Source organism: Massilia sp. CT11-137, from assembly GCF_047302885.1.
GTDB lineage: Bacteria > Pseudomonadota > Gammaproteobacteria > Burkholderiales > Burkholderiaceae_D > Telluria > Telluria orientalis.
Genome location: NZ_JBKYMP010000002.1, coordinates 1,501,517 through 1,515,123, shown reverse-complemented (window position 1 = coordinate 1,515,123; position 13,607 = coordinate 1,501,517). Strand labels below are relative to the sequence as shown.

Genomic DNA, 13,607 nt, shown 5'->3' with positions numbered 1-13,607 from the left:
GATCGGCTACCATGAACGCTTCGATTGCCGTCTGAAGGAGCCGCCATGTCCCGTTTGCCCACTTATTTCGTCTCGCACGGAGGCGGCCCGTGGCCGTGGATGAAGGACCAGTACGGCCCCACATATGCCGAGCTGGAAGCGTCGCTGGTCGACATCAAGCGCCAGGTCGGCGTGCGTCCGAAGGCCGTGCTCGTCGTGACGAGCCACTGGGAGACGGACGATTTCACCGTATCGTCCGGCACGGCCCCCGGCATGATCTACGACTACGGCGGTTTCCCGCCGCACACGTACCAGATCCGTTATCCGGCGCCGGGCGAGCCGCAGCTGGCGGCGCGCGTCGCGCAACTGCTGAACGATGCCGGCCAGCCTGCCCGCCTGGATGCGGAACGCGGCTTCGACCACGGCACGTTCTCGATGCTGGCGCCGATCTATCCCGAGGCCGACATGCCGGTCGTACAGCTGTCGATCCGCCACGGCTACGACCCGGCGGTGCACCTGGCGGCCGGCCGCGCGCTGGCCCCGCTGCGCGACGAGGGCGTGCTGATCCTGGGCAGCGGCCTGTCGTTCCACAACCTGCGCCAGTTCGGCGCGGGCGGCGCGCTGGCGTCGAACGCGTTCGATACGTGGCTGCAGCACGTGCTGCTGGAATTATCGCCCGCCGACCGCGAGCAGGCGCTGCTGCACTGGAGCGAGGCGCCGTATGCGCGCATGGCGCATCCGCGCGAGGATCACCTCGTGCCGCTGTGGGTGGCGCTGGGTGCGGCCGAGCAGGAGGCGGCCGCGTGCGTGTATCACGAGGAGAGTTTCTTTGGGGCGTTGACGGTGTCGAGTTTCAGGTTTGGCGGGCCAAACGCCTCATGATGGTGCCCGGAGCCGGCGTCGAACCGGCACCGGTTGCCAGCACTCGATTTTAAGAACGCAAGTCGATCTTCATTAACGTATTTCGTTCCTCCCTCACGACCTGGCAGACGAAAGGTGACCTGATGGCTTCATTACTTGAGCAGTTCGCCAGGGAGGAGGCGACACCTTATGTTCGCGGGCTTATTCTGGAAGCGGTACGTGAGCGCGAATCAAATCCCGCGCGGGAGCAAACTTATTTCAATTTCAACCGCTTTGATATTACCCTTGATTTCGTCAGCGATACCGTCCTGATCGAAGACGAGCTGAATTTCGATCCTGTCGCCAACGAGGTCCGGCTTTCACTCATTGAGTTTATGCGCTACTTGTCGTCCGAGCCAGCGCCGCGCAGTGAATAGCTTGCCCCTCGTCACCAGCGATTGTCCCAGGTCGAAAGCCGCCCAAGCTGAAGGACAGGAGCCGGCCAGAAGCGGACCCAGCGAACGTTTGTGCGCTCCACTTATCGCGGACTGCGATGCATCCGGCATGAGCGACGAGCAGACATTCATCAGGCGTTCCGCCGCCTGCCTGCCCACTCATCTTTTTGTCAGGCGCCCTAACAAGGTGTAGACGATTTTGTCTACACTCACTAAGACCCGCGCTTCCCGCGCGCCGCCTCTTCCGCCTTGCGCGCCGCCTTCTCGGCCGCGATGCGCGCCTTTTCTTCCATCTCGATGCGGTGGCGCTCCAGCGCCTCGGCGCGGGTCTGCGGGGTTTCCAGGCTGATGCGGCCCAGCGCGCCCTGGCGGTAATCCTGCAGCAGCACGTGGGCCGCCTTTTCGTAGTCGTAGTCGCCGCCGCGCACGCGGAACGCGCGGCGCTGGGCGACGCCTTCGATCACGCCGAAGCCGTCCAGCCCGTCCGTCTTGATGCCGTAGCGCGCCGTCAACAGTTGCGGATAGCGCTGCAGCAGCAGGCCGCCCAGGTATTCCGCCACTTCTTCCTCGATCACGGCGTTCGTGCCGATCGCGTGGCTGGCGGCCAGCATCAGGCCGTCGCTTTCCATCGCGATCTTCGGCCACAGCATGCCCGGGGTGTCGACCAGCACCGTGAACTTGTCCAGGTAGAGCTTTTGCTGGGACTTCGTGACGGCCGGTTCGTCGCCGACCTTGGCCACGCGCTTTTTCAGCAGCGCGTTCATCAGCGTCGACTTGCCCACGTTCGGGATGCCCATGATCATGATGCGCAGCGGCTTCGTCGGCACGCCGCGGTGCGGGGCCAGCGCCTTGCACAGGTCGGGGATCCGCGCCACGTCCGACGGCTTCTTGGTCGTCATCGGGTACGCGGTCACGCCCTCCTGGGCGTCATACCACGCGGCCCAGGCCGCGGTGGCGGCGGGGTCGGCGAGGTCGGTCTTGTTCAGCACCTTCAGGCAGGGACGCTGGCGGAACTTGCGCAACTCTTCGACCATCGGGTTGCTGCTCGCCTGCGGCAGGCGGGCGTCCAGGACCTCGATGACCACATCGGTGTTTTCCATCTGCTCCGCGGCCTGCTTGCGGGCGGCGGCCATGTGGCCCGGGAACCATTGAATCGACATGCTCTACCTTCAAAAATTTGCGTGCAACCGGCTATTTTACCCTAGTCCACGCAAATCGACGACAGCCAGGACGGTGCCGCAGGGCCGTCCGGGTCGACTGCCCTCCTGTCGACGGCGCTTCAGTCGAGTTCCGCGAGGGCCTTGACGTGGGCCACGACACTGCGTCCCAGCGCCGACAGCGCGTAGCCGCCCTCCAGGCAGCTGACGATGCGCCCGCCCGCGTACCGGCGGGCGATGTCGGCGACCTGGTGCGTGATCCAGGCGTAATCCGCCTCGACGAGGGCCATGCCGCCCATGTCGTCTTCCTTGTGGGCGTCGAAGCCGGCCGAGATGAAGATCATCTGCGGGCGGAACGCGTGCAGCGCGGGCAGCCATTGTTCGGCGACGAGCTTGCGCACGACGTCGCCGCCCGAGTACGCGGGGACCGGTACGTTGACGCAGGTCGGCGTGATCGGTTCCGGCTCCGTGTACGGATAGAACGGATGCTGGAAGAAGCTGGCCATCAATACGCGCGGGTCGTCCTTGAACGACTCCGCCGTGCCGTTGCCGTGGTGGACGTCGAAGTCGACGATGGCGACGCGCTCCAGCCCATGCACGTCGAGCGCGCGGCGCGCGGCGATGGCCACGTTGTTGAAGAGGCAGAAGCCCATGGGCACCGTCGGCCGCGCGTGATGGCCCGGCGGGCGGACGGCGCAGAAGGCATTGTCGACGGTGCCGGCGATGACGGCATCCGTCGCGGCCACGGCGGCGCCGGCCGCGCGCAGGGCGGCGCGGTAGCTGTCCTTGCACAGCAGGGTGTCGCCGTCGAGCGGATAGAACTCGCCTGCTGCCTGCGGCAGGTTGTCGCGCACGAGGTCGAGCGCACCCTGCGTGTGGTTGCGCAGGATGTCGGCTTCGTCGGCCAGCGGGGCGCTCACCTGCTCGACGAGCCCCTCCAGGCGCGCGAGGATCAGCTGGTCCTCGATGGCACGCAGGCGCTCGGGGGCTTCGGGATGCCAGCTGCCCATCTGGTGCAAGGTGCAGTCCGGGTGGCTGTAAATGGCTGTACTCATGATTCCTGGTTGATGCTCATCGATACCGCAAGTCCCTCCGTTCTCGCATAGAATCGATGCGAAAGGCAACCGCAGGCATATCAGGATTGCTAACAGCGTTAATCTACCACGCCCGGGTGCCCCGCCGCCCGGAACGACCATCGGAAGCCATCCATGTTCAATCAATTGCACGCCGCCGCCCGCCAGGTCAACCAGATCGTGGTCGGCAAGGACCAGCAGGTCCGCCTCGCGCTGACCTGCCTGCTGGCCGGCGGCCACCTGCTCATCGACGACGTGCCCGGCGTCGGCAAGACGACCCTCGCCCATGCGCTCGCGCTGGCGCTGGGCCTGAAGTTCAACCGCGTCCAGTTCACGAGCGACCTGCTGCCGGCCGACGTCGCCGGCATCTCCGTCTACGAGCGCGAAAAGAACGGCTTCGTCTTCCACCCCGGCCCGATCTTCACCCAGGTGCTGCTCGCGGACGAGATCAACCGCGCCACGCCCAAGACGCAGTCGGGCCTGCTGGAAGCGATGGAAGAGCGCCAGGTCACGGCCGACGGCGTCACCCGCGCGCTGCCGGAACCCTTCTTCGTCATCGCGACGCAAAATCCCGCGCACCAGGTCGGCACGTTCCCCCTGCCGGAATCCCAGCTCGACCGCTTCCTGATGTGCCTGTCGCTCGGTTATCCGGACGCCGCCGCCGAGCGCGCCCTGCTGATGGGCGAGGACCGGCGCGCGATGCTGAAAACCATCGAGCCCGTGATGCGGCCGGAAGATCTGCTCGACGCCCAGCGCTCGCTGCGCGCGATCCACGCCTCCGACAAGCTCATCGACTACCTGCAGGCGCTCGCACTGGCATCGCGCTCCGGCAAGCTGTTCGCGGAAGGCCTGTCGCCGCGCGCCACGCTCGCGCTGCTGCAGGCCGCGCGCGCGTGGGCCGCGCTGGAAGGCCGCGACCACGTGATCCCGGAAGACGTGCAGGCCCTGCTCGTGCCCGTATGCGCGCACCGGTTGCGGCCGCTGCGTTCCGCGCAGGGCGTGGCGATGGCCAGCCGCGACCTCGTTCTGCAGTTGCAGAAATCGGTCCCGGTCTGATGCCCCCGGCAGCCGATCCAGCGATGGCACGACCCGATGGCTGGCTGAACCGCAAGCGCGCACAGTGGCGCACGAAGACGACGGCCCGCGACACGGGCAGCGTGCTGCTGAACCAGCGGCGCGTCTACATCCTGCCCACGCGCGCGGGCCTCGCGTTTTGCGCGCTGCTGCTCGTCCTCCTGATCGGTTCGATCAACTACAACCTGGGCCTCGGCTTCGGCCTCACGTTCGTCGCCGGCGCCTGCGCCATCGTCGACATGGTGCAGACGACGCGCAACCTGGCCGGCCTCGTGCTCAGCCCCGGCCGCGCGCCGGACGTGCACGCGGGCGAGGACGCGCCGTTCGAGCTGCGCGTCGAGAACCCGACGCGCCTGGCCCGCTACGCCGTCTGGATCGATTTCGAGCACATGCCCGAACCGCGGCAGGCCATCGACGTGCCGGCCGGCGGCAGCACGGCGCTCGCGCTGCGCACGGCCACGCGCACGCGCGGGTGGATGCGTCCGCCGCGCGTGCGCCTGGCCACGCACTTCCCGCTCGGCCTGTTCCGCGCGTGGAGCTGGTGGCAGCCGGACAGCCGCGCCCTCGTCTACCCGTTCCCCGAGCAGGACGCGCCGCCGCTGCCGATGCTGGGCCGTCCCAGCCCCGACGGCGCGGGCAGCACGGGCAGCGATGATTTCGCCGGCGTGCGCAGCTACCAGCCGGGCGACCCGCTGCGCCACCTCGCGTGGCGCCAGATCGCGCGCCTCGATCCGGAACTGGGCGGCCAGCTCGTCACCAAGCATTTCGAGGGCGGCACGGTCGACAAACTCGTGCTCGACTTCGGCGCGCTGCCCGCCCAACTCGACGTCGAAGTGCGCCTCGCGCGCATGGCCCGCTGGGTGCTGGAAGCGGAGCAGCGCGCCCTGCCCTATGGCTTTATCCTCGGCCACATCCGTTACCCCGTGGCGCTCGGCACGGCGCACCAGGCGGCGTGCCTGCGCGCGCTGGCGCTGTACGGCTTGCCGGAGGAGCCGGCGTGAAGATCCTCCTGTCACGGGACAAGCAGGATACATTGCTGCTGATCGCCAGCAGCCTGCTCGTGCTGGTACCGCACGCGGCCCACCTGCCCGTGTGGGTGAGCCTGCTGTGCGGCGCCACGCTGGCATGGCGCGCCGCGGTCACGCTGCTGGGCCGGCGCATGCCGTCGAACGCGCTCCTCGTGCCGATCGCGGCGGCCGCGATGTTCGGCGTGCTGCAGAGCTATCACACCCTGCTGGGGCGCGATGCGGGCGTCGCCATGCTCGTCCTCCTCGTCGCCTTCAAGATGCTGGAGATGCATGCGCGGCGCGACCTGTTCGTCGTCGTGTTCCTGTGCTACTTCCTGGTGCTCACCAATTTCTTTTATTCGCAGACGATCCCGACGGCCCTGCTGATGCTGGCCTCGCTCGTCGCGCTGCTGGCCACGCAGTTGTCGTTCCAGCTGACGGGCGCCGTGCCCCCGCTGCGCACGCGCCTGTGGATGGGCGCGAAACTGCTCGGGCTGGCGCTGCCGCTGGCGGGCGCCGCGTTCGTCCTGTTCCCGCGCGTCGAAGGACCGCTGTGGGGCATGCCGGACGCGTCGCACAGCGCGCAGAGCGGCCTGTCCGACACGATGGCGCCCGGCCAGATGTCGAACCTGGCGCAGTCGGAAGACGTCGCGTTCCGCGTGAAATTCGACGGCCCCGTGCCCGCGCAGCCGCAACTGTACTGGCGCGGCCCCGTGCTGGGCAGCTACGACGGCCGCACCTGGACGCGCGTGCACCCCTCCCGCCACACGCGCCCGCAGGCGCTGTCGCTGTCCGTGGGCGGCACACCGGTCGGCTACCAGGTCACGCTGGAACCGTCGAACACGCGCTGGCTGTTCGCCCTCGAGATGCCGCGCGCCATCCCCGAGCTGCCGGGGCATGGCGTGACGCTGTCCGGCGAACTGGAATTCCGGTCGCTCGACCCGATCGGCGAGCGCGTGCGCTACGACCTCGTCTCCTTCGTGCACTACAGCCTGCAGACGGATGCGTCGCCCGTCGACGGGCAATGGCTGATGCTGCCCTACGGCCTGAATCCGCGCACGCGCGCGGCCGGCCAGGCGCTGGCGTCCGAGCCCGATCCGGCGCGCCGCGTGGCGGCCGTGCTGCGCCTGTTTGCGGAAGGCGGTTTCGTCTACACGCTGCAGCCGCCGCTGCTGCCCGGCCGCGATTCGATCGACGATTTCCTGTACGGCACGCGCGCGGGCTTTTGCGAGCATTACGCGGGCGCCTTCGTGTTCCTGATGCGCGCGGCGGGCGTGCCGGCGCGCGTCGTCACGGGCTACCAGGGCGGAGAAATGAACCCGATCGACGGCTACCTCACCGTGCGCCAATCGGACGCGCATGCGTGGGCCGAGGTGTGGCTGCCGCGGCGCGGCTGGGTACGTATCGACCCGACGGCCGCCGTGGCGCCGGAGCGCGTGCAGCGCAGCCTGGCGCGCGCGCTGCCGCCGCCGGCGCCGTTCGGCCTCGAGGGCCTGGGCCGGCTGCTGCAGCCCGATCCGGATTCGCTCCCCGGCCGCATCCGGTACATGTTCGGCGCCGTCAACAATGGCTGGAACCAGTGGGTGCTGAATTACACGCCGCAACGCCAGCGGCATCTCGTGCAACGCTTACAAGAAGGATTGTCCCATTGGCAAAGCCTGGCGCTCATTGCCATGCTCTGCGCCATGTTGTTCCTGGTAAAAAAATTCTCGCAGAGGCGGAAAGCCGACCCCGCCGATGCGCTATACTCGCTCCTGTGCCAGCGCCTCGGCCAGCTTGGCGTGCCGCGTGCGCCGGACGAAGGGCCGACCGCGTACGCGCAGCGCCTCGCCGCCGCCGACCTGGCTCCCGAGACTGGCGCGGCCGCGACGGAATTCCTGCGCCGCTACAGCGCTTACCGCTACGGACCGCAGAGTCCGGGCACCGGCCTCGTTCCCATCCTGAGAGATTTGCTGTCCCGAGTTCGATGAAATCCTTCGCTCCCCTGCTGCTTGCCCTGGCCATCGGCGCCGGGCCGGCGGCGGATGCCCTCGCCGCATCCTCGCTCCATCACACCAAGACCACGGCCAAGACCACGGCCAAGGCCGCCAAGGCCGCCAAGGCGGGGCGAAAGGCCGGCAGGAAGGCGCAAGCCGCCGCCCCCGCCCGCCCCGCCATCGATTACGACGGCGAGGCCGTCAATTTCAGCGACTGGCAGGCCGTGCGCGATTTCGAGGACGACATCGTCGCCCGCAACGGATTCGAGCGCGCGCAGATCGAGGATGTGATCAAACGCGCACGCTTCATCGATTCCGCCGTCCAGCTCGTAAAACCGGCGCCGCCCGGCAAGCCGAAGAACTGGCAGGCGTACAGCGACCGCTTCATCGAGCCGATCCGCATCAACGCGGGCGTGCGCTTCTGGAACGAGAACGCCGACCTCCTCTCCCGCGCGGAGGCGACGTATGGCGTGCCGGCCGAAATCATCGTCGGCATCCTCGGCGTGGAAACGATCTATGGCCGCGACACGGGCCGCTTCCGCGTCGTCGACGTGCTGACCACCCTCGCCTTCGCCTATCCGGAAGCGCCGAACCGCGCCAACCGCATGGCGTTCTTCCGCAGCGAGCTGGAACACACGCTGCTGCTCGCGCGCAAGGAAAACATCGACCCGTTCTCGCTGCTGGGCTCGTTCGCGGGCGCCGTCGGCATGCCGCAATTCATGCCAGGCAATATCCTGAAATATGGCGTGGACTTCGACGGCGACGGCATCGTCGACCTGCGCGGCTCGGCCGCCGATGCGATCGGCAGCGTGGCCAACTTCCTCGTCGAGCACGGCTGGGATCGCAACAACACGGGGCCGGCCGTGTTCCCGGCCAACGTGGCCCCCAGTCTCGCCTGGCAAGGGCTGCTGGGCGGCCTGGAAGCGCGCTACCGTCCGGGCGAGCTGGACGGTGCCGGCGTCGCGACGCGCACGGCCCTGCCGGACGGCCGCCTGTACGGCCTCGTCGATTTACAAAACGGGGCGGACCCGACGGAGTATTGGGTAGCGAACGCTAACTTTTTTGCTATCACTAAATACAATCGCAGTTATTTCTATGCCATGTCCGTGATCGAATTAGGCCGTGCGGTGCGGTTGGCGCGCGGAATCTAGTGTCCTCCAACCAACAACTTTGTATCAGTTTGTAACAGGATTGTCATAAGTACGGCTGAGTCATGCAGTCGTGACAACCTTATACTCCCCGGGGGTATGCTTATTTCTTCTAGACAGTTCTCCTGAGAAACATAGCATCCTCCCCGATACCCCCTCTCAAGTTGTCATTCCACTACTCAATTCCTAATTGTGCGGCAGCGCATCGTTAATTGCTCTACACTTAAGTTTAAATAAAAAACAATGATATTCTCAGTGAGTTTGTGAGAGAATTGCATTGCGGCTATTGTTGCGATGGGACAACGAACTCAACGAAAGCCACTGATCCTTATTGCTCTTAAGTACTAAATTGGAAATTAGTTGTATAATTTAGTAGAAACTTTCATATCCTTACAGGAGTGGAAGTTCCGCCGCGAGCTCTGACAAACCCTCATAGGAATAGTGAATCATGACGAACCAAGTCGGTATCGATATGAACAGCGATTCGGAAAACGACGAACTGCTGCAATACAACCCGAATCGCCTGCTCGACACCCTGATCGAGAACCTGCGCCTGAAGAACGACGCCGCACTGTCGCGCGCCCTGGAAGTTGCGCCGCCGGTGATCTCGAAAATCCGCCACCACCGTCTGCCGGTCGGCGCTTCGCTGCTGATCCGCATGCACGAAGTCTCCGATCTGTCGATCCGCGACCTGCGTTACCTGATGGGCGACCGCCGTGCCAAGTTCCGCATCAGCGACAAGCAGTTCAAGCCGAAAGACAAGGACAGCAACGCGGGCGGCAGCGAGTAATAATGGCACGCACCGGACCGGACGGCGGCCATTGATGCCGCCGCACCGCCCGACTCTGCCGGCCTCCCGAATGATCGGATTGCCGGGTCAGGGATAGTATTTCCCCGCAGCGGATGCGGGATGGGGAAGACCCAGCGCCGGGAACCCGCGCCGGGCAAGCAAGCAATCAGGCGGGGAACACACCCGTCGACAGATAACGATCACCGCGGTCGCAGACGATGAACACGATCGTCGCATTCTCCACCGTTTGCGAGATACGCAAGGCGATTTCGCACGCGCCGGCCGCGGAAATACCGCAGAAAATACCCTCTTCGGCCGCCAGGCGGCGTGCCATCTGTTCCGCCGCGGCCTGGGTCACATTCTCGACCTGGTCGATGCGCGATTTATCGAAGATCTTCGGCATATAGGCTTCCGGCCATTTACGAATGCCGGGGATCGACGATCCCTCCTCCGGCTGCGCGCCGATGATGCGGATCGCTTCGTTCCGTTCCTTCAGGTAGTGCGACACGCCCATGATGGTGCCGGTCGTGCCCATCGCGCTGACGAAGTGGGTGACGCGGCCTTCCGTGTCGCGCCAGATCTCCGGACCCGTCGTTTCGTAATGGGCGCGCGGGTTGTCCTGGTTGCCGAACTGGTCGAGGATGATGCCCTGGCCATCCTTCTGCATCTGCTCGGCCAGGTCGCGCGCGTATTCCATGCCGCCCGTCTTCGGCGTCAGGATGATCTGGGCGCCGTACGCGGCCATGCTCTGGCGGCGCTCGATGGACAGGTTGTCCGGCATGACCAGCACCATCTTGTAGCCGCGGATCGCGGCCGCCATCGACAGCGCGATGCCCGTGTTGCCGCTCGTCGCTTCGATCAGCGTGTCGCCGGGCTTGATCTGGCCGCGTGCCTCGGCCCCGCGCAGCATCGACATCGCCGCGCGGTCCTTCACGGAACCCGCCGGGTTGTTGCCTTCCAGTTTGCCGAGGATGACGTTGTTGCGGGCCGCCGCTTCCGGCCCGGGGATGCGCACCAGCTGCACCAGCGGGGTATTACCGATCGTGTCTTCGATGGTCTTGTATGCCATTGCCTACTCTTTTGCGAACGCGAAACCGACATTCTAATCCGAGTTGACGGGGCGCGTATGGGACCGGCAAGCGAAATACTTTTGTACAAACACAAAACCCCGCGCGGGGCGGGGTTCTCATGCGGCAGGAGCCGGATCAGGTCGCCGATTTGGCGGCCTCGGGTTTGGCTTCCGGCTTGGCCTTCGCGTCGGCCGGCTTGGCGCCGGCTTTGGCGGGCTTGGCGGTCTTGGCGGTCTTGTCAGCCGGTGCGGCGGCCATCGGCGCGCCGTCCCTGGCCTGGCCATTGACCTGCAGGCCGGCCTTCGACAGCTGGGCGGCGCGCTTGTCGGCCACACCTTTCACGCGCTTCTGGAAATCGGCCCAGTCCTTGAACGGACCGGCCTTGGTGCGCTCGTCGATGATTGCCTTCGACATGGCCGGACCGACGCCCTTGACCGAATCCAGCGCGGCGGCATCGGCCTTGTTGACGTCCACCTGGGCGAATGCAAAGCCCATCGACGCCACCAGCGTGGCGACTGCAAGCATCAGCTTCTTGATCATCTCGTATTCTCCGTTATCGTTGGCTTGGTTGGCGGCCGGGGATGGCCGCCTGTTGCCTTAACGGATAAATACGGCGATGGGTTGACGTCCTGGTTTGCGACCACGCAATCACGCGTGGCCGTCGTCCTTGCGGCGTTGCGCGAACAGCTCGTCGCGCGTGACGGTCGCCGTACCCAGCTTGCCGACGACGATGCCGCCCGCGCGGTTCGCCGTCGCCAGCGCTTCCGGCAGCGATACGCCGGCACCCAGCATGGCGGCCATCGTCGCGATGACGGTGTCGCCGGCGCCGGAGACGTCGAACACCTCGCGCGCGTCCGCTTGCACGTGCAGGACCTCGTTCGCCGTGTACAGGCTCATGCCCTCTTCCGAGCGCGTGAGCAGCAGCGCTTCCAGGCCGAGGTCCTCACGCAGCTTCTGCGCCTTTTCCGTCAGCTGCTCTTCCGTCTTCCAGCTGCCGACGATGCGTTTCAGTTCCGACTTGTTCGGCGTGAGCACCGTGGCGCCCGCGTACGGCGTGAAATCGTCGCCCTTCGGGTCGACCATGACGGTCTTGCCGGCCGCGCGCGCGGCGCGGATCATCTCGGCCACGTTGACGAGGCTGCCCTTGTTGTAGTCGGACAGGATGATCACGTCGTAGTCCGGCAGCAGCGCCTTGAACTGCGTGAGCTTGTCGCGCAGTGTCGTTTCGGTGGGCGCGTCCTCGAAGTCGATGCGCACCATCTGCTGCTGGCGGCCGATCACGCGCAGCTTGATGATCGTGGAGATCGCCTCGTCGCGCTTCAGGTAGCTGTGGATGCTCGATTCGCGCAGGATGCGTTCGACGTGGTCGCCCGCCTCGTCGGCTCCGACGACGCCCAGCAGGCCGCAATGCGTGCCGAGGGCCGCGGCGTTGCGCGCCACGTTGGCGGCGCCGCCCAGGCGCTCCTCGCGGCGCTCGATGCGCACGACGGGCACCGGCGCTTCCGGCGAAATGCGCGAGACGTCGCCGAACCAGTAGCGGTCGAGCATGACGTCGCCGACGACGAGCAGGCGCACGCTCTCCAGTTGGGGCGCTTCGGCCTGGCGGTAGCTGTCGGTCGGCAGCAGGCGGCTGGGGATCGTAGCGGTCATGCGTGCCTCACTTGCCCGTCAGGACCGAACGGCCGATGCCGTGGTACTCGATGCCCAGGCCCGTCATCAGCGGCGGCTCGAACAGGTTGCGGCCGTCGATGATCACCGGGTGCTTCAGGCGCGCCTTGATCTGCTCGAAGTCCGGGCTGCGGAACGCCTTCCATTCGGTGACGATCACCAGGGCTTCGGCGCCGTCCAGCGCTTCCATCGGCGTCTTTTTGAAGTCGACGCGCGCGAGTTGCGCTTCGGAGAGGTCCAGCGCCAGCACGCGCCGCGCTTCTTCGATCGCGACCGGATCGTGCACGGCGACGCTGGCGCCCCGCTCGATCAATTCCTTCAGCAGCACGCGCGACGGCGCTTCGCGCATGTCGTCCGTGTTCGGCTTGAATGCGAGGCCCCAGACGGCGAAGGTCATGCCCGCCAGGTCGTCGCCGAAGCGCTGCACGACCTTGCGGCCCAGCACCTGCTTCTGGCGGTCGTTGACGGCTTCCACGGCGCGCAGGATCAGGAGTTCCTGGTCGTACTGGCGCGCGGTGCGCTCGAGCGCCTGCACGTCTTTCGGGAAGCACGAGCCGCCGTAGCCGGCGCCCGCGTACAGGAAGCTGTGGCCGATGCGCGGGTCGGAGCCGATGCCGTGGCGGACGGCTTCGATGTCGGCGCCCACCTGGTCGGCGAGGTTGGCCAGTTCGTTCATGAACGAGATGCGGGTCGCGAGCATCGCGTTGGCCGCGTACTTCGTGAACTCGGCCGAGCGCACGTCCATCCAGTAGACGCGTTCGTGGTTGCGGTTGAACGGGGCGTACAGCAGCTTCATGAGGTCGCGCGCGCGCTGGCCCGCGGGGCTGTCGTCGTGGCCGATGACGATCCGGTCCGGGCGCATGAAGTCGTCGACGGCGGCGCCTTCCTTCAGGAATTCCGGGTTCGACACGACGGCGAATTCCATGCTTTCTTCACCACGCGCACGCAGCTCTTCGCGCAGGGCGGCGGCGACGCGGTCGGCCGTGCCGACGGGCACCGTGGACTTGTCGACGATGACCTTGTAGCCGTCCATGTGGCGGCCGATGTTGCGGGCGGCGGCCAGCACGTACTGCAGGTCGGCGGAACCGTCTTCGTCCGGCGGGGTACCGACGGCGATGAACTGGAGCTGGCCATGCGCGACGCTGGCGGCGACGTCGGTCGAGAACTGCAGGCGGCCGCTGGCGCGGTTGCGCGCGACGACTTCTTCCAGGCCCGGCTCGTGGATCGGGATGCCGCCGTTGTTCAGCAGGTCGATCTTGCGTTGGTCGACGTCGAGGCAAAAGACGTCGTTGCCGAGTTCCGCCAGGCAGGCGCCGGTCACGAGGCCGACGTAGCCGGTGCCGATAATCGTAATCTTCATGGTTCGCTTT

The 13,607-nt window shown here is 66.4% G+C and carries 13 protein-coding genes; 7 read left to right on the top strand and 6 right to left on the bottom strand.

The features are described 5' to 3' along the window. The first annotated feature begins 45 nt into the window (after positions 1 to 45). Entirely contained in the window at positions 46 to 861 is an 816-nt protein-coding gene (locus tag ACEN98_RS23475; protein WP_413387335.1) for a DODA-type extradiol aromatic ring-opening family dioxygenase, read from the top strand. A gap of 122 nt (positions 862 to 983) precedes the next feature. After that, positions 984 to 1,256, top strand: coding sequence for a hypothetical protein (locus tag ACEN98_RS23470; protein WP_413387334.1), 273 nt, complete (start codon positions 984 to 986; stop codon positions 1,254 to 1,256). 230 nt (positions 1,257 to 1,486) lie between these two features. On the opposite strand, the gene ylqF is transcribed toward ACEN98_RS23470, so the two are convergent. Both ylqF and ACEN98_RS23460 read right to left on the bottom strand, forming a co-directional pair. Then, positions 1,487 to 2,434 carry a ribosome biogenesis GTPase YlqF gene (gene ylqF / locus ACEN98_RS23465; protein ID WP_413344120.1) on the bottom strand — a complete coding sequence of 316 codons (948 nt, stop codon included), beginning with the start codon at positions 2,432 to 2,434 and terminating at the stop codon, positions 1,487 to 1,489. A 119-nt stretch (positions 2,435 to 2,553) separates the two neighbouring features. Continuing rightward, positions 2,554 to 3,486: a histone deacetylase family protein gene (locus tag ACEN98_RS23460; RefSeq protein ID WP_413387333.1), complete on the bottom strand. Its 933-nt coding sequence runs from the start codon at positions 3,484 to 3,486 to the stop codon at positions 2,554 to 2,556. Positions 3,487 to 3,639: 153 nt separating this feature from the next. On the opposite strand from ACEN98_RS23460, the gene ACEN98_RS23455 reads away from it, so the two are divergent. The 5 genes from ACEN98_RS23455 (at position 3,640) to ACEN98_RS23435 (ending at position 9,499) form a co-directional block, all read left to right on the top strand. Continuing rightward, on the top strand, positions 3,640 to 4,560 hold the full coding sequence (locus tag ACEN98_RS23455; protein ID WP_413387332.1) for an AAA family ATPase: 921 nt from the start codon (positions 3,640 to 3,642) through the stop codon (positions 4,558 to 4,560). A gap of 23 nt (positions 4,561 to 4,583) precedes the next feature. After that, positions 4,584 to 5,579, top strand: coding sequence for a DUF58 domain-containing protein (locus tag ACEN98_RS23450; RefSeq protein WP_413387331.1), 996 nt, complete (start codon positions 4,584 to 4,586; stop codon positions 5,577 to 5,579). Next, positions 5,576 to 7,555 carry a DUF3488 and DUF4129 domain-containing transglutaminase family protein gene (locus ACEN98_RS23445; protein WP_413387330.1) on the top strand — a complete coding sequence of 660 codons (1,980 nt, stop codon included), beginning with the start codon at positions 5,576 to 5,578 and terminating at the stop codon, positions 7,553 to 7,555. Before ACEN98_RS23450 ends, ACEN98_RS23445 begins: the two co-directional genes overlap by 4 nt. Next, on the top strand, positions 7,552 to 8,712 hold the full coding sequence (mltB, locus tag ACEN98_RS23440) for a lytic murein transglycosylase B (protein ID WP_413387329.1): 1,161 nt from the start codon (positions 7,552 to 7,554) through the stop codon (positions 8,710 to 8,712). The genes ACEN98_RS23445 and mltB overlap by 4 nt, the downstream gene beginning before the upstream one ends. Before the next feature lie 445 nt (positions 8,713 to 9,157). Next, positions 9,158 to 9,499 (top strand): hypothetical protein, encoded by a 342-nt coding sequence (locus ACEN98_RS23435; RefSeq protein WP_371764786.1) that lies wholly within the window; start codon positions 9,158 to 9,160, stop codon positions 9,497 to 9,499. Positions 9,500 to 9,665: 166 nt separating this feature from the next. On the opposite strand, the gene cysM is transcribed toward ACEN98_RS23435, so the two are convergent. The 4 genes from cysM to ACEN98_RS23415 form a co-directional block, all read right to left on the bottom strand. Then, the gene (gene cysM / locus ACEN98_RS23430) at positions 9,666 to 10,568 is read right to left on the bottom strand and encodes a cysteine synthase CysM (RefSeq protein WP_413343973.1); all 903 of its coding nucleotides are present in this window, start codon (positions 10,566 to 10,568) and stop codon (positions 9,666 to 9,668) included. Between the two features lie 136 nt (positions 10,569 to 10,704). After that, a complete protein-coding gene (locus tag ACEN98_RS23425) occupies positions 10,705 to 11,109 on the bottom strand; it encodes a helix-hairpin-helix domain-containing protein (protein ID WP_413387328.1) in 405 nt (134 codons plus the stop codon). Positions 11,110 to 11,217: 108 nt separating this feature from the next. After that, entirely contained in the window at positions 11,218 to 12,219 is a 1,002-nt protein-coding gene (gene rfaE1, locus ACEN98_RS23420) for a D-glycero-beta-D-manno-heptose-7-phosphate kinase (protein WP_413387327.1), read from the bottom strand. Positions 12,220 to 12,226: 7 nt separating this feature from the next. Continuing rightward, positions 12,227 to 13,597 carry a UDP-glucose dehydrogenase family protein gene (locus ACEN98_RS23415; RefSeq protein WP_413387326.1) on the bottom strand — a complete coding sequence of 457 codons (1,371 nt, stop codon included), beginning with the start codon at positions 13,595 to 13,597 and terminating at the stop codon, positions 12,227 to 12,229. Positions 13,598 to 13,607 lie beyond the last annotated feature (10 nt).

Bases quoted from the DNA above. Each gene is read 5' to 3' on its own strand.
- ACEN98_RS23460 (WP_413387333.1), bottom strand. From the start codon at position 3,486: ATGAGTACAGCCATTTACAGCCACCCGGACTGCACCTTGCACCAGATG.
- ACEN98_RS23450 (WP_413387331.1), top strand. From the start codon at position 4,584: ATGGCACGACCCGATGGCTGGCTGAACCGCAAGCGCGCACAGTGGCGC.
- ACEN98_RS23475 (WP_413387335.1), top strand. From the start codon at position 46: ATGTCCCGTTTGCCCACTTATTTCGTCTCGCACGGAGGCGGCCCGTGG.
- ACEN98_RS23425 (WP_413387328.1), bottom strand. From the start codon at position 11,109: ATGATCAAGAAGCTGATGCTTGCAGTCGCCACGCTGGTGGCGTCGATG.
- ACEN98_RS23435 (WP_371764786.1), top strand. From the start codon at position 9,158: ATGACGAACCAAGTCGGTATCGATATGAACAGCGATTCGGAAAACGAC.
- cysM (WP_413343973.1), bottom strand. From the start codon at position 10,568: ATGGCATACAAGACCATCGAAGACACGATCGGTAATACCCCGCTGGTG.
- ACEN98_RS23415 (WP_413387326.1), bottom strand. From the start codon at position 13,597: ATGAAGATTACGATTATCGGCACCGGCTACGTCGGCCTCGTGACCGGC.
- mltB (WP_413387329.1), top strand. From the start codon at position 7,552: ATGAAATCCTTCGCTCCCCTGCTGCTTGCCCTGGCCATCGGCGCCGGG.
- rfaE1 (WP_413387327.1), bottom strand. From the start codon at position 12,219: ATGACCGCTACGATCCCCAGCCGCCTGCTGCCGACCGACAGCTACCGC.
- ACEN98_RS23470 (WP_413387334.1), top strand. From the start codon at position 984: ATGGCTTCATTACTTGAGCAGTTCGCCAGGGAGGAGGCGACACCTTAT.
- ACEN98_RS23455 (WP_413387332.1), top strand. From the start codon at position 3,640: ATGTTCAATCAATTGCACGCCGCCGCCCGCCAGGTCAACCAGATCGTG.
- ylqF (WP_413344120.1), bottom strand. From the start codon at position 2,434: ATGTCGATTCAATGGTTCCCGGGCCACATGGCCGCCGCCCGCAAGCAG.